16 protein-coding genes are annotated in these 17225 nt (G+C 65.0%); 9 read left to right on the top strand and 7 right to left on the bottom strand.

Annotation, left to right across the window (positions count from 1 at the left end):
• The first annotated feature begins 90 nt into the window (after positions 1-90).
• Positions 91-1683, top strand: a complete 1593-nt coding sequence (locus G7A98_RS06005; RefSeq protein WP_163648587.1) for a methyl-accepting chemotaxis protein — start codon at positions 91-93, stop codon at positions 1681-1683.
• Positions 1684-1866: 183 nt separating this feature from the next.
• A complete protein-coding gene (locus tag G7A98_RS06010) occupies positions 1867-2883 on the top strand; it encodes a hypothetical protein (RefSeq protein WP_163648588.1) in 1017 nt (338 codons plus the stop codon).
• 57 nt (positions 2884-2940) lie between these two features.
• Here G7A98_RS06010 and rarD read toward each other — a convergent pair whose 3' ends face one another.
• A complete protein-coding gene (rarD, locus tag G7A98_RS06015; RefSeq protein ID WP_163648589.1) occupies positions 2941-3849 on the bottom strand; it encodes an EamA family transporter RarD in 909 nt (302 codons plus the stop codon).
• Between the two features lie 139 nt (positions 3850-3988).
• Here rarD and G7A98_RS06020 point away from each other — a divergent pair, with 139 nt between their 5' ends.
• Together G7A98_RS06020 and G7A98_RS06025 are read left to right on the top strand one after the other, a co-directional pair.
• Entirely contained in the window at positions 3989-4792 is an 804-nt protein-coding gene (locus tag G7A98_RS06020) for an amidohydrolase (protein WP_163648590.1), read from the top strand.
• Complete coding sequence (locus G7A98_RS06025; protein WP_163648591.1) at positions 4792-5499, top strand: pseudouridine synthase; 708 nt, start codon at positions 4792-4794, stop codon at positions 5497-5499. Before G7A98_RS06020 ends, G7A98_RS06025 begins: the two co-directional genes overlap by 1 nt.
• Before the next feature lie 35 nt (positions 5500-5534).
• On the opposite strand, the gene G7A98_RS06030 is transcribed toward G7A98_RS06025, so the two are convergent.
• From G7A98_RS06030 to gloB, 6 genes are all read right to left on the bottom strand, one after another.
• Positions 5535-7112: a dipeptide ABC transporter ATP-binding protein gene (locus G7A98_RS06030; RefSeq protein ID WP_163648592.1), complete on the bottom strand. Its 1578-nt coding sequence runs from the start codon at positions 7110-7112 to the stop codon at positions 5535-5537.
• Positions 7102-8232: an ABC transporter permease gene (locus G7A98_RS06035; protein ID WP_163648593.1), complete on the bottom strand. Its 1131-nt coding sequence runs from the start codon at positions 8230-8232 to the stop codon at positions 7102-7104. Before G7A98_RS06035 ends, G7A98_RS06030 begins: the two co-directional genes overlap by 11 nt.
• Positions 8232-9311 (bottom strand): microcin C ABC transporter permease YejB, encoded by a 1080-nt coding sequence (locus G7A98_RS06040; RefSeq protein WP_163648594.1) that lies wholly within the window; start codon positions 9309-9311, stop codon positions 8232-8234. The genes G7A98_RS06035 and G7A98_RS06040 overlap by 1 nt, the downstream gene beginning before the upstream one ends.
• A 6-nt stretch (positions 9312-9317) precedes the next feature.
• A complete protein-coding gene (locus tag G7A98_RS06045) occupies positions 9318-11150 on the bottom strand; it encodes an extracellular solute-binding protein (RefSeq protein ID WP_163648595.1) in 1833 nt (610 codons plus the stop codon).
• A 133-nt stretch (positions 11151-11283) separates the two neighbouring features.
• Complete coding sequence (locus G7A98_RS06050; RefSeq protein WP_163648596.1) at positions 11284-12585, bottom strand: LysM peptidoglycan-binding domain-containing protein; 1302 nt, start codon at positions 12583-12585, stop codon at positions 11284-11286.
• A 46-nt stretch (positions 12586-12631) separates the two neighbouring features.
• Entirely contained in the window at positions 12632-13399 is a 768-nt protein-coding gene (gene gloB / locus G7A98_RS06055) for a hydroxyacylglutathione hydrolase (RefSeq protein WP_163648597.1), read from the bottom strand.
• Positions 13400-13534: 135 nt separating this feature from the next.
• Between gloB and G7A98_RS06060 the strand changes: the two genes are divergently transcribed.
• From G7A98_RS06060 to G7A98_RS06080, 5 genes are all read left to right on the top strand, one after another.
• Positions 13535-14329, top strand: coding sequence for a methyltransferase domain-containing protein (locus G7A98_RS06060; RefSeq protein ID WP_224414890.1), 795 nt, complete (start codon positions 13535-13537; stop codon positions 14327-14329).
• Positions 14322-14783 carry a ribonuclease HI gene (gene rnhA, locus G7A98_RS06065; protein WP_205596229.1) on the top strand — a complete coding sequence of 154 codons (462 nt, stop codon included), beginning with the start codon at positions 14322-14324 and terminating at the stop codon, positions 14781-14783. The genes G7A98_RS06060 and rnhA overlap by 8 nt, the downstream gene beginning before the upstream one ends.
• Positions 14784-14829: 46 nt before the next feature.
• Positions 14830-15570 (top strand): DNA polymerase III subunit epsilon, encoded by a 741-nt coding sequence (dnaQ, locus tag G7A98_RS06070; RefSeq protein WP_163648600.1) that lies wholly within the window; start codon positions 14830-14832, stop codon positions 15568-15570.
• A complete protein-coding gene (nudC, locus tag G7A98_RS06075; RefSeq protein WP_240464684.1) occupies positions 15540-16346 on the top strand; it encodes an NAD(+) diphosphatase in 807 nt (268 codons plus the stop codon). Before dnaQ ends, nudC begins: the two co-directional genes overlap by 31 nt.
• A gap of 151 nt (positions 16347-16497) precedes the next feature.
• Positions 16498-17163: a 7-cyano-7-deazaguanine/7-aminomethyl-7-deazaguanine transporter gene (locus tag G7A98_RS06080; RefSeq protein ID WP_163648601.1), complete on the top strand. Its 666-nt coding sequence runs from the start codon at positions 16498-16500 to the stop codon at positions 17161-17163.
• Positions 17164-17225: the final 62 nt, after the last annotated feature.

Raw genomic sequence — 17225 nt, forward strand, 5'->3', positions numbered from 1 at the left:
TGCCTTCATGCGAAAGTACCATGGGAGCTCACTTCACTTGGCTCGGGGTTTGGCGGTTAATGGGCATGAATTCTCCATGAGGAAAATGTCATGCAGCTTGCCCGTCGTTTGCTTTGCCTGGGGCTCGTGGTCCTCGCTTGTGGCTTGGCGCTGTGGTCCGGTGCAGGGTGGGGGGCGCCGCTTGCCACCCTGGGGCTCGGCATGCTTGCCGGCGGGCTTTACCCCAGGATGGAGCGCATCTATCGGGCCGATCCCGAGGCCCTGTCGACATTCTCCGCGCGAGGCATGAGCCGGGCAGCGCGCGACTACCTGTCACTCAGGCAGATGGGACAGCGTCTGGTCGGGCGGGCTTCCAGCACGGCCATCGCGTCCGCGGAAGTCTCTCATCATGCAGACCGGCTCGATCAACGCCTGGGCGAGCAGGAAACCATCGTCAAGGATGCGGTAACGCGCATGGCGGCGATTACCGATGCCATTCAGCGAGTGTCCGCCAGTGCAACCCAGGTGGCCGGGCAGGCGGCCAGCTCCCAGGAAGCCAATAGGCACAATCGCGAGTCTTTGGGCGGCGTCCTCGAGGAAATGTCGGCGCTTGCCGAGCGCTCGGGGCAGGCACTGACCTTGCTCGAGTCGCTGGCCGACAAGAGTCAGAGCGTGCGCAACGTGACCGACATGATCGAGGATATCGCCGAGCAGACCAACCTGCTGTCGCTCAATGCCTCCATCGAGGCGGCTAGAGCCGGGGAGCACGGCCGGGGATTCGCGGTTGTGGCCGGCGAAGTTCGTGAGCTGGCCCGGCGTACCCGGGATGCCACCCGGCAGGTCGAGTCCCTGATCGACGAGATCGGCGAGAGCAGTGAGCAGGTGGTCGAGACCATCGGCCATCTGATGCGTCATGTGGGTGATCGGGCCAAGGAGGTGGAGTCCGTCGGAGGCCACCTGGCGACCCTGTCGCGGGATTTCGATACTGTCGAGAGCGAGATCACCGATATCGCCGACGCCATGCGTCAGACGCGCGATCATGGCGAGCGGGTGGCCGAGGTGCTTGGCACGCTCGAGCATCATGTCGATGAGGGGCATCGGGACATGCATGATCTGGCCAAGCAGGCGCGTGACCTGATGGAAGCCGCGGAAGCCGTGGACGGTGAACTGGCCCAGCAGCGCCTCGGCGGGCGCCATCAGCAGGTCTATCGGCTGGCCCGGCAGACGGCGGATCGTATCGGCCTTCTATTCGAGAAGGCCATTCAGCGGGGGGAGTTGGCGGAAGCAACGCTCTTCAATTCTGATTATACCGTTATCTCAAAGACCCAACCAACCAAATATTCAACGGACTACGATCAGTTCACGGATAAAAACCTTCCAGATATTCAGGAGCCTTTGCTGAAATCATTGGGAGCCGCTTATGCGATTGCCTGTGACCAGAGAGGGTATGTGCCGACTCACAATACACATGTCAGCCGGCCGCCCACGGGAGACCCTGACGTCGATCTCAAGTTCAGTCGCAGCAAACGCATCTTTGACGACCCCACCGGACGGCGCTGCGGCGCTCATACATCACCGTTGCTGGTGCAGACCTACAAGCGGGATACCGGCGAAGTCATGCACGATCTTTCCGTGCCGGTGTTCGTGAAAGGGCGCCACTGGGGCGGGTTCCGAATCGGCTATCAGCCTGAAGCGGTGGCCTGAACCGACACCGCAAATGCAAGCAGGAACTCGACCGCAAGTAATGCCCTCATACCCTAAAGAAAATGAGCGATCTGCCGTTAATCATGACAAGAGCGCCTGAAATCAGCGCAAAAAAAGAAGCTGGCCTCAAGAGACCAGCCGGTACGCAGGAGTTCAATTATGTCAGAGGGCCTTCCCAGCCCCATGAGTCTGCTGCAGGAGTCGTTGCTAGGCACTGCAGCAGGCGATGTCCTGTCGGTGGATGCCTTGACGGAGGAACTGTCGACGGCCTGCCATGACCTGGCCGGACCATTGCGACGACTCTGTCTGGGCCACGAAACGGAGTCCATGGACGGACCGCACGCGCTGTCCGCCAGTGCGCTGGCCGTGCGCATGAGCGAAACGTTATGCGAACTGCAAGCCTGGGCGCTGGCCCAGCCGGAGGAAGAGGCTTCGGGGCTTGAGGCTGAGCGGCTCAGCGACTTGTGGCATCTCGTGGCCATGGCACATAGCCTGGGCAGCGTGGCCGGGCGCGGGCACCCTGCTCGATTGCTTCACATGATGGGGCTCGTGGCGTTGCGTCTACGCCTGGAAAAGCATGCGGGAATAACCAGTACACTACCGTTCTCGCTGCAGGAGACCGAGGAACGCGGGCTCAGCATCACCGAGATTGCCGCGCTTTGCGGGCTCAAGCTCTCCACGGTCCGTAATGCCCTGTCTCGCCGCGAAATGCCCTATGACCGCCGGGTTGGTGTGGCGCTCGATGATGCGCTCGACTGGATGGTTCAGCGTAGCGGCTTTCTCTATCCCCATATCAATGCGTCGACCGTCGATCGCCGCATCAACGGTCGCCTGGCCGCCAACTGGCTAGCCGACCGCGAGAATGTGGTCTTCGAGCGCTCGATCAGCCGCTTGCGCCTGTCGGTCTGGCGGTTGACTGACAGTGGCCGGCGTTTTGCACTCAATACGGAAGGGGTGCGCAGCTGTGTCCTGCTGCTGCCGCACATGCTGATCGATGAAATCATCGACCTGCCGCTGGACGAGTGGGAAGAGCGCGGCCAGGATCCTTCCGCGGCCATGCATCGCGAAGCGCTGGGTCTGGAGACGGGCGTGTCGCTGTTGCAATGCCAGGTCCCGACGTTGAGCTGCCTGGAGGCGGTCATTCTGCGACTGGGGCCGGCCGGCCGGCCGTGCCACTCTGCCCGAGCTGGCGCACGATGAAGCCATGTAGCCCCTGATGACGGCGCCCCGTTGCCCGGAGAAGCGGGACGCCAGCATTCAAGCGCCTCGCGACTGCGGGCGCCCCTGCCAGGCTGAGCAGGAGTAGACGGCCAGACCAATCCAGATCAACACAAATGTGGCAAGCTGGATCGGCGACAGGGGCTCATGGAAGACCAGCAGGGCAATGAAGAACTGCATGGTCGGGTTCAGATACATGAGAAAACCGAGCGTCGCCAGCCGCAGGCGGCGCGCGGCACCCGCGAAGGCCATCAACGGCAGGGCGGTGAAGACGCCGCTGGCGATCAGCAGCAGCGTGGTCCGAGGGTCGCCCTGCAGGAAATGCGAGGCGCCTTCGGCGCTCAGCCAGCCCAGTGCCAGCAGGGCAAGCGGAAGCAGCAGCAGGGTTTCGACGAACAAGCCCGAGAGTCCGTCCAGAGGCACCTGCTTGCGCAGCAGGCCATAGGTGCCGAAGGACAACGCCAGTGCCAGTGTGATCCAGGGCAGCTTGCCCAGCACAATCAGTTGAACGGCGATGGCTATTGCCGCCAGTCCCACCGCCAGTGCCTGCCAGCGTGACATGCGTTCCTTCAGTACCAGCATGCCCAATGCCACGTTGACCAGGGGGGTCAGGAAGTAGCCCAGGCTGGCCTGGAGAACGTGATGGGTTTCCACCGCGTAGATGTAAATTCCCCAGTTGAGTCCGATCAACAGAGCGCAGGCCAGTACGCGCCCCAGCCGTTGCGGGCGCGCCAGTGCCTCGATGACCGGTTGCCAGCGGCGTAGCAGAATGACGAGCCCCGCGAGAAAGACACAGGACCAGAGCACGCGGTGGATCAGGATTTCCCAGGCCGGCGTGTCCTTGAACAGCGCAAAGAACAGGGGAAAGCAGCCCCACATCAGATAGGCGCCAAGTCCAAAGAGAACGCCGTGGGTCGCATCCTTGTCGGAGGGCATGGCCGGTGTCATGGTGATCCTTGTCCTGTCGAGCGTGAAGTCAATGACTCGCCGGACGAATCCTCACGTCGGCGAGCGCTAATGTTAGCATGGCCGGATGCTTCGCGACGCGTTCACGGGCTTGACCCCCTGTTCTCAACAAGAGGTTTCCATGAGCAACCTTCGAACGACGCTGGTCCAGGCTGACCTCCGCTGGGAGGATCCAGAGGCGAATTGCCGCCTGCTCGATGAGCAACTCGGCAGTCTGGACGCCACGACGACCGATCTGATCGTGCTGCCGGAGATGTTTGCCACCGGGTTCACCATGAACTCGCGGGAGATGGCCGAACCCATGGCCAGCAGCCGGAGCGTTGCCTGGATGCGGGAACAGGCCCGGCGGCGTGGCTGCGTGGTGACCGGCAGTGTGGCCGTCACCGAAGCCGGCGACTACTACAATCGCCTGATCTGGGCGACGCCGGACGGCGAGGTGGTGCACTACGACAAACGTCATCTGTTCCGCATGGCCGGCGAGCACGAGCGATACGGCATGGGCCTGAATCGTGCGGTCGTCGAGCTCAAGGGCTTTCGTATCCTGCTGACGGTCTGCTATGACCTGCGATTTCCGGTGTGGTTGCGTCAACAGCCTGCGCAGGACGAGCACTTCGAGTATGATGCGCTGCTTTGTGTGGCCAACTGGCCCGCTCCCCGGCGCGGCCCCTGGCGGACCCTGCTGCAGGCTCGAGCGATCGAGAATCTGTGCTATGTCATCGGGGTCAATCGCGTCGGTGAAGATGCCAAGGGGCTGGCCTACGCCGGCGACTCGATGCTGGTCGACTTCAAGGGCGACCCGCTGATCGACGAAGCGCGCGACCAGCCCTTCATTCGTACCGGCTCCCTGGAGCGGGAAGCGCTGTCACAGTTCCGTGACAAGTTTCCCGCCTGGATGGATGCCGATCGTTTTCAACTGGAGAGGTAATGCGTCTCGACAAGTTCCTGTGTGATACCACGGACCTCACGCGAAGTCTGGCCAAGAAAGCGCTGCACCGTGGCGAGGTGACGGTTGATGGGGTGGTGATCAAGAACCCGGCCACTCAGGTAGGGGAGGGGCACGACGTTCGCTGGCTGGACGAGTCGCTGGTCCTGAGTGGCAATCGTTACCTCATGCTCTACAAGCCGCTGGGGGTGGAGTGCACGACGCGCCCGGACCAGTATCCGACCGTGCTGGAGCTGATCGATCTGCCCAATGTCGGGCGCCTTCACCCAGTCGGCCGACTGGACGTCGACACGACCGGGATCCTGCTGCTGACCGACGATGGCAAGTGGTCTCACCGGGTGACATCTCCCCGCAAGGCCTGTCCGAAAGTCTATGAAGTGACGCTGGCTTCGCCCCTGCAAGCCAAGGACGCGGATGCCGCCCGGCGTCGCTTTGCCGAGGGCATCCAGCTGGATGGCGAGGAACGGCCGACCCAGCCGGCCGAGTTCGACTGGCTGTCGCCCATGCAGGCCAGGGTGACGCTGACCGAGGGACGGTATCACCAGGTCCGGCGCATGGTGGCCGCACTGGGCAATCGCGTGGCGGCCTTGCATCGGGAATCCATCGGGCCGCTGGTCCTGGATCCGGATCTGGCGCCGGGAGAGTGTCGCCACCTGAGCCCTGATGAAATCGCCATCTTTGCCGAGTAAGTCTTATACCGTTATCTTGGCTTGAAATCAAGAAGTTAAAGAAATGATGCCTTAAGCAAGGATTGTGTATAGGAAGCGGTTGGTGAGCGCAGTACTTTCTCACATTCTCCCTGTTCCATGATGATGCCATCCTTCATCACAATGATGCGGTGAGCCATGGCACGTACCACCGCCAGGTCATGGCTGATGAACAGATAGCTCAAGCCTCGTCGTTCCTGCAAGCCACGCAACAGACGAATCAACTGCTTCTGAACGGTACGATCGAGTGCCGACGTAGGCTCGTCAAGTACCAGCAGCTCGGGCTCCAGAATGATCGCCCGGGCCACGGCAATTCGCTGGCGTTGCCCGCCGGAGAACTCATGCGGGTAACGGGCAGCGACTTCCCGGGGAAGACCAACTTCACGCAGCGTCGACAGGACGCGTTCTCTCACTGTCTCCTTGTCCACCTCGGGATGGTGATAACGCAGTCCTTCGCTGATGATGTCGGCGACCGGCATGCGGGGGGACAACGCCCCGTAGGGGTCCTGAAAGACGATCTGGGCACGGCGCCGCTGACGACGCAGGTCCCCGCCGGTCAGCCGATCCAGCCGTGTCTCGCCGAGGGTGATGTGACCTTCACTCTCGACCAGCCGCAGCAGGGCCATCGCCAGAGTGGTCTTGCCGGAGCCGGACTCCCCGACGATGCCCAGGGTTTCGCCTCGGGCGAGCGACAGATCCAGCGGCTTGACGGCCGCGAAGCCCGGTGGGCGCCGGGCAAACAACCGCTTGGGCCGGCGGAAGGTGACCGAGAGTCGCTGTGCCTCGAGCAGGACTTCCGATGTCGGACGGGACACCGGCCGGCCCTCGGGTTCCGCGGCCAGCAGGGTTCGTGTATAGGCACTGCGGGGCGCGTCGAAGACCCGGGCGACGCTGCCGGTTTCCTGTTCGCGGCCTTGGTAGAGAACACAGACACGATCCGCATGACGTCGCACCAGGTTGAGATCGTGGGTGATGAACAGCATAGCCATGCCGTGCCGGGACTGTAATTCACCCAGCAACTGCAGGATTTCCTGCTGGACGGTCACGTCGAGTGCAGTGGTGGGTTCGTCGGCGATCAGCAGACGAGGCCGGTTGGCGATGGCCATGGCGATCATCACCCGCTGGCGTTGCCCGCCGGACAGTTGATGCGGCCAGGCATCGAGCAATTCCTCGACGCGCGGCAGGTGTACCTGGGCCAGCAACTCCCGCGCCCTGGCCCGGGCCTCTCGCCCCCGCAGTCCCTGGTGAAGCCGCAGTGTCTCGCCAATCTGCTTGCCGATGGTATGCAGCGGGTTGAGGGACGTCATCGGCTCCTGAAAGATGAAGCCGACCTGATTGCCCCTGAGACGCTGCCAATCGCGCGGGGTCAGGGATGCCAGCTCACGTCCCTCGAGCCGGCAATGCCCCTCGATCCGAGCATTGGCCGGCAGCAGGCCCATGGCGCCCAGGGCACTCACGGACTTTCCCGAGCCGGACTCGCCGACCAGTGCAAGGGTCTCGCCGGCGCCGACCTGCAGAGAGAGGCGATCGACCACGGTGGTCCTGTCGAAGGCGATGGAGACCTCGTCGAGCTGCAGTACCGGTTCAGCGTTCATCGGTGGGCTCCTGTGGCAGGGGTAGGGCGTCCGATTCGGCGGCTGGCTGAAGCGTGCCGGCAGGTTTGCCTGCCGGCTTCTGGATATGCCGGGGGTCGAAGGCATCGCGCAACCCCTCGCCGATGAAGACAAGCAACGACAGCATGAGACTGAGACTGACGAAGGCGGTGATGCCCAGCCAGGGCGCCTGCAGGTTGTTCTTGCCCTGGGCGACCAGCTCGCCCAGCGACGGCGATCCCGGCGGCAGGCCGAAGCCGAGAAAATCCAGTGCCGTGAGGGTCGTGATGGCCCCCGTGAACAGGAAGGGGATAAAGGTCAGGGTCGCGACCATGGCATTGGGCAGCACATGCCGCCACATGATCAGGTGAGCAGGCAGTCCCATGGCCCGGGCCGCGCGCACGTACTCCAGGTTGCGCGCACGCAGGAACTCGGCACGCACGATATCCACCAGGCCCAGCCAGGAAAAGAGCAGCATGATGCCCAGCAGCCACCAGATGTTGGGCTCGACCAGGCTGGCCAGGATGATCAGCAGGAACAGCACCGGCAGGCCGGACCAGATTTCCGACAGCCGCTGACCGATCAGGTCGACCTTGCCACCGAAATACCCCTGAATCCCGCCGAAGACCACTCCCAGCACCAGCGAGCCGATCGTCAGGGCCAGCGCGAACAGGACCGACAGACGGAAACCGTAGATCACCCGGGCCAGCACATCGCGCCCTTGGTCGTCGGTACCCAGCCAGTGGCGAGCGTCGGGCGGCGAGGGAGCGGGATGGTCAAGCGCCTGATCCAGGGTGTCGTAGCTGAAGGGAACGGGCGGCCAGAGCATCCAGCCGTGGGTCTCGATCTCCTCCTTCACGAAGGGATCACGATACTCCGCCGTGGTGGGCAGGAAGCCACCAAAGTCGGTTTCCGGGTAGTCGACCAGCAGCGGCACGTACCATTCGCCCTGGTAGCGCATGACGATCGGCTTGTCGTTGGCGATCAGCTCGGCGCCGAGGCTGAACACGAACAGAAACAGGAACAGCCAGAAGGACCACCAGGCACGACGATTGTCTCGAAAGGCCTGCAGGCGACGGCGTGTGATGGGCGAGAGCCGGGACGTGGAACCGTGCTGGGTCATCAGGCCTCCCGTGTCTCGAAATCGATACGCGGATCGACCCACATGTAGGTCAGGTCCGACACCAGCTTGAGAATCAGGCCGATCAGGGTATAGAGGTACAGCGTGCCGAAGATCACCGGGTAGTCGCGCTGCATGACGGCCTCGAAGCCGAGCAGCCCCAGGCCGTTGAGCGAGAAGATGACCTCGATCAGCAGCGATCCGGTAAAGAAGATGCCCACCAGGGCCGAGGGCAGGCCGGCAATGATCAGCAGCATGGCATTGCGGAAGACGTGCCCGTACAGGACCCGCCGCTCGCTGGCTCCCTTGGCCCGGGCCGTCAGCACGTACTGCTTGTGGATCTCGTCGAGGAAGCTGTTCTTGGTGAGCATGGTGAGCGTGGCGAAGCTGCCGATCGAGGCGGCGAGTACCGGCAGGGTGATGTGCCAGAGGTAATCGGTGACCTTGCCCCACAGCGACAGCTGATCGAAGTCCGGTGAGGTCAGCCCGCGCAGGGGGAAGAGGTCGTAGTAGCTGCCCCCGGCGAACAGCACGATCAGCAGGATGGCGAACAGGAAACCGGGGATGGCGTACCCGAGGATCACCAGCCCCGAGGACCACACGTCGAAGCGCGAGCCGTGGTGCAGCGCCTTGCGAATACCCAGCGGGATCGAGATGAAGTAGACCAGCAGCGTCGTCCACAGTCCCAGCGAGATCGAGACCGGCAGTCGCTCGAGCATCAGATCGAGCACCGGCCGGTCGCGAAAGAAGCTGTCGCCCAGGTCGAAGGTCGCGTAGTCCACGATCATGTCGAAGAAGCGCTGGTAGGCGGGTTCGTCGAAGCCGAACTGCTGCTCGAGCTGAGCGATGAAGCGCGGGTCCACGCCACGAGCGCCTCGCGAGGCGGCATCGCCGCCGGCCGAGGGATCACCGCCGCCGGCGTCCAGGCGGGTACTGGCGTTGCTGTCCATGCCCTGATAGCGGGCAATGATCTGGTCGATCGGTCCGCCCGGTGCTGCCTGGACGATCACGAAGTTGAGCAGCATGATCCCCAGCAGGGTGGGAATCATCAACAGCAGGCGCCTGACGATGTATGCAGCCACCGATGCCTACCCTCCGTGCTGACGGGCTTCGATACGCGGGCCTTCGTCGGGGTCGACCCACCAGGCATCGAAATCAAGGCCGTATTCAGGAGATGGCTGCGGGTGGCCGAACTTGTCCCACAGCGCGATGCGTGTCGCGCCGAGGTGGAACTGCGGAATCACGTAGAAGCCCCAGCGCAGCACACGATCCAGGGCCCTGGCGGCGGTATCCAGGGCCTGACGGGAGTCGGCCCGGATCAGGTCATCGACCAGAGCATCGATGGCGGGGTTCTTCAAGCCGATGAGGTTGCGGCTCTGGGGCTGGTCGGCATAGGCCGAGGTCCAGTACTCGCGCTGTTCGTTGCCGGGATTGATCGACTGCGGGAAGGTGGCGATGACCATGTCGTAGTCGAAGCTGCGCAACCGGTTCAGGTACTGGTTGACGTCGACGGTGCGAATCTTGCCCTGAATGCCGATGCGCTTGAGATTCTTGAGCAAAGGCTGGACGATGCGCTCGAACTGAGTGTCATACAGCAGGACTTCCAGCGTGAAGGGCTTGCCGGTCTCGCGATTCACCATCTGGCCGTTCTGTATCTCGTAGCCGGCATCGCGCATCAGGCCCAGCGCCTTGCGCAGCCGAGGGCGCAGGTCTTCCGGCTCCGCGATGGGCAGCGGCTTGTCGAAGACGGCATCGGGCAACTGATCGCGATAGGGCTCGAGCAGCGCCAGCTCACCCGGGCCGGGCTTGCCGCCGGCCGCCATCGGCGAGTTCTCGAAGTAACTGCGCGTGCGCTTGTAGGCCCCGTAGAAGAGGTTGTCGTTGAGCCAGGGGAAGTAGAACGCCAGGTTCAGGGCCTCCCGGACTCGCGGGTCCTGGAACTTCTCGCGCCGCAGGTTCATCACGTAGGCCTGCATGCCCGCCGGTTGCCCATCCGGCACCAGCAGCTTCTTGACGAAGCCCTGCTCGGCGGCCGGGAAGTCATAGGCCGTCGCCCAGTTGCTGGCACTGGATTCGATGCGCAGGTCGAGGTTGCCTGCCTTGAAGGCCTCGAGGGCCACGGTCTGATCCCGGTAATAGTCGAAGACCAGGCGGGCGATGTTGTGCCGCCCCCGGTTGACCGGCAGATCGCGTCCCCAGTAGTCGTCGACCCGGTCGTAGACGATACGCTGGCCGGGCTTGATGGCGGCGATGCGGTAGGGGCCGGAGCCCAGCGGCTTGTCGAGGGTGGGGCGGGTGAAGTCCCGGTTCGCCCAGTAGTGCTTGGGCAGGACGGGCAGCTGGCCGAGAATCAGTGGAAGCTCACGCGAGTTGGCCTTGGCGAAGTCGAAGCGCACGGTGTCGTCATCCAGCGCCTGTGCCGAGGTCACATCGGCATAATAGGCCGCGTAGAAGGGCTGGCCCTCGTCCCGCAGCAGGCGAAAGCTGAATACCACGTCCTCGGCGGTGACCGGCGTGCCGTCGTGAAAGCGTGCCCCGGGATTGATGTCGAACTCCATCCAGCGCCGGTCGGGATCGAGTCGTACCCCCGACGCCAGCAGGCCGTACATCGAGAAGGGCTCGTCGGGGTTGCTGGCCAGCAGGGTGTCATAGACCGCCATCAAGCCACTGGCCGGGGTTCCCTTGACGATGAAGGGATTGGTGGAGTCGAAGCTGCCGACCGACGCGCGTACCAGTTCGCCGCCCTGCGGTGCCTCGGGATTGACGTAGGGGAAATGGGTGAAGCCGGGTTTCAGGGCCGGCTGATCATACAGCGACAGCCCCGTCACCGTGGGTACCTCGGCAGCAGAGGCCGCAAACGAGAAGGAAGCAGGAGTCAACAGCGAAACGGCAAGCAACGCCGCCAGGGCGCTTCGTAGCATGGATGGTTTCCTTCTGGTCACGCGTTCACCCGCGATGCCCTCGCCACGCCGGACATCGACGTGCCGGGGCGTCTTCTCGACCCCGCCGGGAGATAGAGGTTCCCGGCGGCTCTCCGAGGCCGGTCCCGAGCGGTCAGTGCGAATACAGTGTCAGCCGCTGGCCGGGATGTAAATATGCCGCCGTGTCCAGGCCGTTCCAGCGGGCAATCTCCGCAGCGGTGACATCGTGTCGGGCGGCGATGCGGCTCAGGCTGTCGCCGGGGCGCACCTTGACCACGAGCCGTTCGTCCGGATCGGCCTGGGCCGTCATGCGACCGGCAGGCACTCTCAGGATCTGACCGATGCGAATCATGTTGCCTCGCAGGTCGTTCTCCCGCCGCAGCACGCCGATGGGCACGCCCTGGCGTGCGGCAATCGCGGAAAGCGTGTCGCCACGGCGCACTCGATAGCGTTGCCAGCGAGCCAGGGCGGCGTCGGGCTGGCGATCCAGCGCGGCCACGAAGGTGTCGCGCGCCGTCGCCGGGACCAGCAGGGCCGGCGACCGGGACGGCAGGGTCATGTTCTGCAGCAGCCCGGGGTTCAGGCGACGCAGCCGAACGGGGGCGATGCCGGCCAGCTTCGCGGCTCGTGACAGGTCGATCTGACCGGGAATCTCGACCCTGGCGAAGGCCGGGCGGTCGGGGATCGAGGGCAGCTGGACCCCGTACTGTTGGGGGGAGGCAATGATCCGCGACAGGGCCAGCAGCTTGGGCACATAGTTCATGGTCTGCCGCGGCAGATGCAGGCTCCAGTAGTCGCCGCTTCCGCCGCGTGCCTGCGCCTGGCGAATCGCCCGATTCACGGTGCCGGCGCCGGCATTGTAGGCGGCCAGGGCCAGTTCGAAGTCGCCGTCATACCACTGGTCGGCCTGTTGCTGCAGGTAATCGAGCGCCGCCTTGGTCGAGCGGATCACGTCGACACGGCCGTCATACCACCAGTCCCGCCGGACCCCCAGGGCATCGCTGGTACCCGGCATCAGCTGCCACAGGCCGGTGGCGCCGCCCGGATGCTTGGCGGTGGGCTTGTAGGCACTCTCGATGAACGGCAGCAGCGCGATCTCGGCGGGCATGTCGCGCTGTTCGACTTCCTGGGTGATCCAGTAGAGCCAGGGGCGCGCGCGCTCGGCGATTTCCGCCACCCCGCGGGGGTGACGCCGGTAGTAGTCGATCCAGTGCTTTACCCGAGGTTCGCGGGCATCGAAGGACCACGCAAAGCCCTGGCGGAGCTGCTCCCAGACATCCCGGGGCTGGGCATGTACCATCAGCGCATCCCAGAACGACCCGGATGACTCGGGTGGCATTGCCGCGGCATGCACGCCACCGGCCAGTGAGGTCAGTGTCAGAAGCAGACCGCCCGCCAGGTGTCGGCCTCGGCGGGACAAGGGTCGGTTGGTCATGTCGTTGAAGCCTCGTGGGCGCAGGAGTGAGCGTCCATGGGACGGATTAGAAGTGGTCTTTCCAGGCACGCAGGGTGGCGAAGGTCGCCAGCGACGAGCCGGCATCGCCCTGGGCGGAAGCGGCCTGACGCACCCCCGGTTCCGCAGCACGCAGAAACGGGTTGATCTGGCGCTCCCTGCCGATCGTGCTGGGCAGGGTGGGGCGATCGAGCGAACGCGCCTGCTGGCATTCCGCGAGGAAACGGTCGCGCAGCGCGTTGTCCGGCTCCGCGGCTTGGGCGAAGCGCAGGTTGGCCAGGGTGTACTCGTGGGCGGCAAAGACCAGAGTGTCTTCCGGCAGGGCCGCCAGGCGGGCCAGGGAATCGAACATCTGTTCGGGCGAGCCCTCGAAGAGCCGCCCGCAGCCGCCGGAAAACAGCGTGTCACCGCAGAAGAGCAGCGGCGGCGTGCCGGACGCGAAGAAGGCAATGTGATCCAGGGTGTGGCCCGGCACCGTGAGCACCTCGAAGCGCCGCCCGAGAATGCGGCAGGCATCGCCATCGCTCAACGGCTCGTCGATGCCGTCGATGCGGGAGCCGGCAGGGCCGACGACCCGGCAGCCATAGCGCTTGACCAGCTCGGCGACGCCCCCGGTATGGTCGGGGTGGTGATGCGTGACCAGGATGGTGTCGAGCGCCAGAGACTCGCGCTCGAGCGCTTCGATGACCGGGCTCGCATCGCCCGGGTCGACGACCGCGACGTCGGGAGTGGCGTCCTGGCGCAATAGCCAGATATAGTTATCCGAGAAGGCCGGAATCGGTGTCACGCTCATCATGGGGTATTTCACCTCAGCAAGGTTGTCGGCAGCCGGCGGCGTGTGGCATCGATGCCGGGGATGTCGTCACCCACAGGGGACCCCGCAGATGCTGGCTGCGTGAAATGGCATAAACCTTGGGGGGATCGAGCCGCCGTGTCAAATTCGGAGCCGTCGATTCAGCTGGCCCGGCTGGTGCGAGAAGGCCGACGCTACTGGTCGACACCCGCCGGGCAGTCGCACTGGCAGGCCGAGCGAGCCTGCCTGGGGCCGGTCTGCGAGCGGCTGTTCGGCCAGCACAGCCTGCAGGTCGGCATGGCTCCGCGCCTGACCGACATGTGCCCGATCCGCCACGCACTCAGCTGGGCCCCCACGCGGGAACTGGCCGAGGATGATCGGCATGTGGTCTGTCTGCCCGACCATTTCCCGCTGCCCGACGAAAGCCTGTCGCTGGTCGTCGTTCATCATCTGCTGGAAGTCATCCCGGAGCCACACCGGCTCCTGCAGGAACTCACGCGCCTGGTCGCCGACGATGGCCGGTTGATCCTCTTCGGCTGGTCGCCGATGGGCATCGAGGGGTGGCGCCGCCCCTGGCCGGGGCGACGCGAGTGGCTGCCGTGGCGAGGACACTGGCGTTCCCCCGGCCGTCTGCGCGACTGGCTGGCGTTTGTCGACTTCGAAATCCAGCGAGTAGACTACTGTGCCTTCCGGCTGCCCGGCGGTCAGCCCGGCAGCCCGGGGCTGGAGACCTTCGGGCGGCGCTACAACCTGCCACTGGGGGACAGCTACATGATCCAGGCCTGTCGTCGGGTACAGCGCGTGCAGGTGGTCAGGCCACGGCTGCCTGCCAGCGTTCCCGGCGGCCACCTGATCGGCCACGCGACGCGGGTCGCCCGTACGCCGGAGGAGCACGACGAATGCCAACACGAGAGGATTGCCGAGCTTGACTGATCACCCGTTACCCACCGTCACGATCCATACCGACGGGGCCTGTCGCGGCAATCCCGGGCCCGGAGGCTGGGGGGCACTGCTGGAATCGGGCCCCCACGAGAAGACGCTCAACGGCTTCGAGGCGGAAACCACCAACAACCGCATGGAACTCAAGGCGGCGCTGATGGCGCTGCGGGAACTCAAGCGCCCCTGTCGCGTCGCGCTCTACACCGACTCCGAATATCTGCGCAAGGGCATCACCGAGTGGATCCACGGCTGGCAGAAGCGCGGCTGGAAGACCGCCTCGCGGCAGCCGGTCAAGAATGCGCAGCTCTGGCGGGAACTGCTCGACGAGACCCGCCGCCATCAGATCGAGTGGCACTGGGTGAAGGGACACAGCGGCCATCCGGGCAACGAGCGCGCCGATGCCCTGGCCAACGAGGCCATCGACGCCGCCGTGGCCGCCACGGGCTGATCCACCCCTGTCACACTTTTCCTTGCTTTGCAGTCAGCGAGACACCATGCGCCAGATCATACTCGACACCGAAACCACCGGCATCGATCCCCGTGAGGGCCACCGCCTCATCGAGATCGGCGCCGTGGAAATGGTCAACCGCCGGTTGACCGGCCGTACCTACCACCAGTACATCAATCCCGAACGCACGATCGATGCCGAGGCCATTGAGGTGCACGGCATCACCAACGAGCAGGTCGCCGACGAACCGGTCTTCGCCGAGATCGCGGATGCCTTCTGGGACTTCATCCGGGGCGGCGAGCTGGTCATTCACAACGCTGCGTTCGACGTCGGCTTCATCGATCACGAGTTCTCGCGGCTCAACGCCCACCGGGGCGAGCCGAAGCTCGGCCCGGTCGCCGAGCATTGCGGCATCCTGGATACCCTGCAGCTGGCCCGCGACAAGCACCCCGGCCAGCGCAACAACCTCGACGCCCTCTGCAAGCGCTACGCGATCGACAACGGTCACCGCGTGCTGCACGGGGCGCTGCTGGATGCCGAGATTCTCGCCGATGTGTATCTGGCGATGACCGGCGGACAGACCGCCCTGTTGCTCGATGCCGACGGCAGCGAAGACGGAGGCGTCGCCAGCCCGGGCACTGCCCGTGTCCGGCGGCTGAGCGCGGACCGGCCGTCGCTCGCCGTGGTGCGTCCCAGCGAACAGGAGTGGGCCGCCCATGACGCCAAGCTGGCCGCCATTCGCGACAAGGCGGGGCAATGCCTCTGGGACGGCATGCCATCCTCATGACGTTTCGCCGCGAGCTCCCCGATGCCGAGACCTGCACCGGCGGCCTGTTGATCCGGGTGGACAGCGCCAACGGGATCGCCGCCGGACAGGATGACCAGCCCTTCACCAAGGTGGCCACCTGGCCGGCCGCGGCGCAGCCCCTGGGGTTCTGGGAAGAGCAGGCCATCGCCGTGCTCGCCGAGCCCGAGCCTCGGGACTGGCCCTCGGCGCGCCAGTGGCTGAACGGCTGGGACGAGTCGCGCTTCGCACTGCTGTCGACGGCCCTGCAGGTCGTCGCCTGGCAGCGCAACCACCGCTTCTGCGGGCGCTGCGGGCATTCCCCCCGGCGCATCAGCGGCGAATTCGCCATGCACTGCGACCACTGCGGGCATCGCAACTACCCCCGCATCTCGCCCTGCATCATTACCCTGGTGACCCATGGCGATGACCTGCTGCTGGCCCGCAGCCCGCGCTTTCCTCCGGGCCGCTACTCGACGCTGGCGGGCTTCATCGAGCCCGGTGAGGCGGCCGAGGAGGCCGTGCATCGCGAGGTGTTCGAGGAAGTGGGCGTGACGATCGGCCGACTGCGCTACTTCGGCAGCCAGTCGTGGCCATTTCCGCATTCCCTGATGCTGGGCTTCTTCGCCGAGGCCACCAGCCGGCGCATTCGCATCGATGGCGTGGAAATCGCCGACGCCGCCTGGTTCACGCCGCGCCGACTGCCGCCGCTGCCGCCGAGCTATTCGATCTCGCGTGCGCTGATCGATCGCTTTCTGGCCGACAGGCGCCCCCGCTGACGCTTGTCGGCCCCGGTTCGACAGGCACATGCCACGACGTCACGATCGATTTCGCGTATAATTCGCGCCCCTGAACTGCCGCGGGCCGGCAGGTCCGCACCCGAGGGTTCCCTCACCCCTCGTGCCATCACCCAAAAAGGATGCCTGTCGCATGCTGTCACTGAGTCCCGGCCAGTACCGTCGCTGTCTGACCGCTCTGGCCGCCTTTCACATCCTGGTCATCACCGCCAGCAATTACCTGGTGCAACTGCCGTTCACCATGGGCGGCCTGCACACCACCTGGGGCGCCTTCAGCTTCCCGTTCATCTTCCTGGCCACCGACCTGACCGTGCGTCTGTTCGGCAAGACCTCGGCACGCCGCATCATCGCGCGGGTCATGCTGCCGGCGCTGGTGATCTCCTATCTGCTCTCGGTACTGTTCGAGAAGGGGGAGTTCCGCAGCCTGGCCGCCCTGGGCACCTTCAACCTGTTCGTGGCGCGGATCGCCCTGGCCAGCTTCATGGCCTACGTGATCGGGCAGTTGCTGGACATCCAGGTCTTCGATCGCCTGCGGCGCAGTGCGCGCTGGTGGGTGGCTCCGGCGGTCTCGACGCTGTTCGGCAACCTGGCGGACACCTTCGCCTTCTTCGCGATTGCCTTCCATCATGGCCCGGACGCCTTCATGGCCAGTCACTGGGTCGAGATCGCCTGGGTGGACTACGCCGTCAAGCTGACCATCTCGCTGTTGCTGTTCCTGCCCATGTACGGCCTGCTGCTGGGTGTCCTGACTCGCCGGCTGCTGTCCTGGGGCGCACAGCCTGCACGAGAGGGCATCTGACTTGTCGTCGCCTCGCATCCGCGGGGCGGCCCATCATCCCGCGACCGCAAGGGGAGGACCTC

The sequence above is a fragment of the Modicisalibacter sp. 'Wilcox' genome (assembly GCF_010993675.1).
Lineage (GTDB): Bacteria > Pseudomonadota > Gammaproteobacteria > Pseudomonadales > Halomonadaceae > Modicisalibacter > Modicisalibacter tunisiensis.

Excerpts from the sequence above, each read along its gene's own strand:
- G7A98_RS06005 (WP_163648587.1), top strand. The coding sequence starts at position 91 with ATGCAGCTTGCCCGTCGTTTGCTTTGCCTGGGGCTCGTGGTCCTCGCT.
- G7A98_RS06010 (WP_163648588.1), top strand. The coding sequence starts at position 1,867 with ATGAGTCTGCTGCAGGAGTCGTTGCTAGGCACTGCAGCAGGCGATGTC.
- rarD (WP_163648589.1), bottom strand. The coding sequence starts at position 3,849 with ATGACACCGGCCATGCCCTCCGACAAGGATGCGACCCACGGCGTTCTC.
- G7A98_RS06020 (WP_163648590.1), top strand. The coding sequence starts at position 3,989 with ATGAGCAACCTTCGAACGACGCTGGTCCAGGCTGACCTCCGCTGGGAG.
- G7A98_RS06025 (WP_163648591.1), top strand. The coding sequence starts at position 4,792 with ATGCGTCTCGACAAGTTCCTGTGTGATACCACGGACCTCACGCGAAGT.
- G7A98_RS06030 (WP_163648592.1), bottom strand. The coding sequence starts at position 7,112 with ATGAACGCTGAACCGGTACTGCAGCTCGACGAGGTCTCCATCGCCTTC.
- G7A98_RS06035 (WP_163648593.1), bottom strand. The coding sequence starts at position 8,232 with ATGACCCAGCACGGTTCCACGTCCCGGCTCTCGCCCATCACACGCCGT.
- G7A98_RS06045 (WP_163648595.1), bottom strand. The coding sequence starts at position 11,150 with ATGCTACGAAGCGCCCTGGCGGCGTTGCTTGCCGTTTCGCTGTTGACT.
- G7A98_RS06050 (WP_163648596.1), bottom strand. The coding sequence starts at position 12,585 with ATGACCAACCGACCCTTGTCCCGCCGAGGCCGACACCTGGCGGGCGGT.
- gloB (WP_163648597.1), bottom strand. The coding sequence starts at position 13,399 with ATGATGAGCGTGACACCGATTCCGGCCTTCTCGGATAACTATATCTGG.
- dnaQ (WP_163648600.1), top strand. The coding sequence starts at position 14,830 with ATGCGCCAGATCATACTCGACACCGAAACCACCGGCATCGATCCCCGT.
- nudC (WP_240464684.1), top strand. The coding sequence starts at position 15,540 with ATGCCTCTGGGACGGCATGCCATCCTCATGACGTTTCGCCGCGAGCTC.
- G7A98_RS06080 (WP_163648601.1), top strand. The coding sequence starts at position 16,498 with ATGCTGTCACTGAGTCCCGGCCAGTACCGTCGCTGTCTGACCGCTCTG.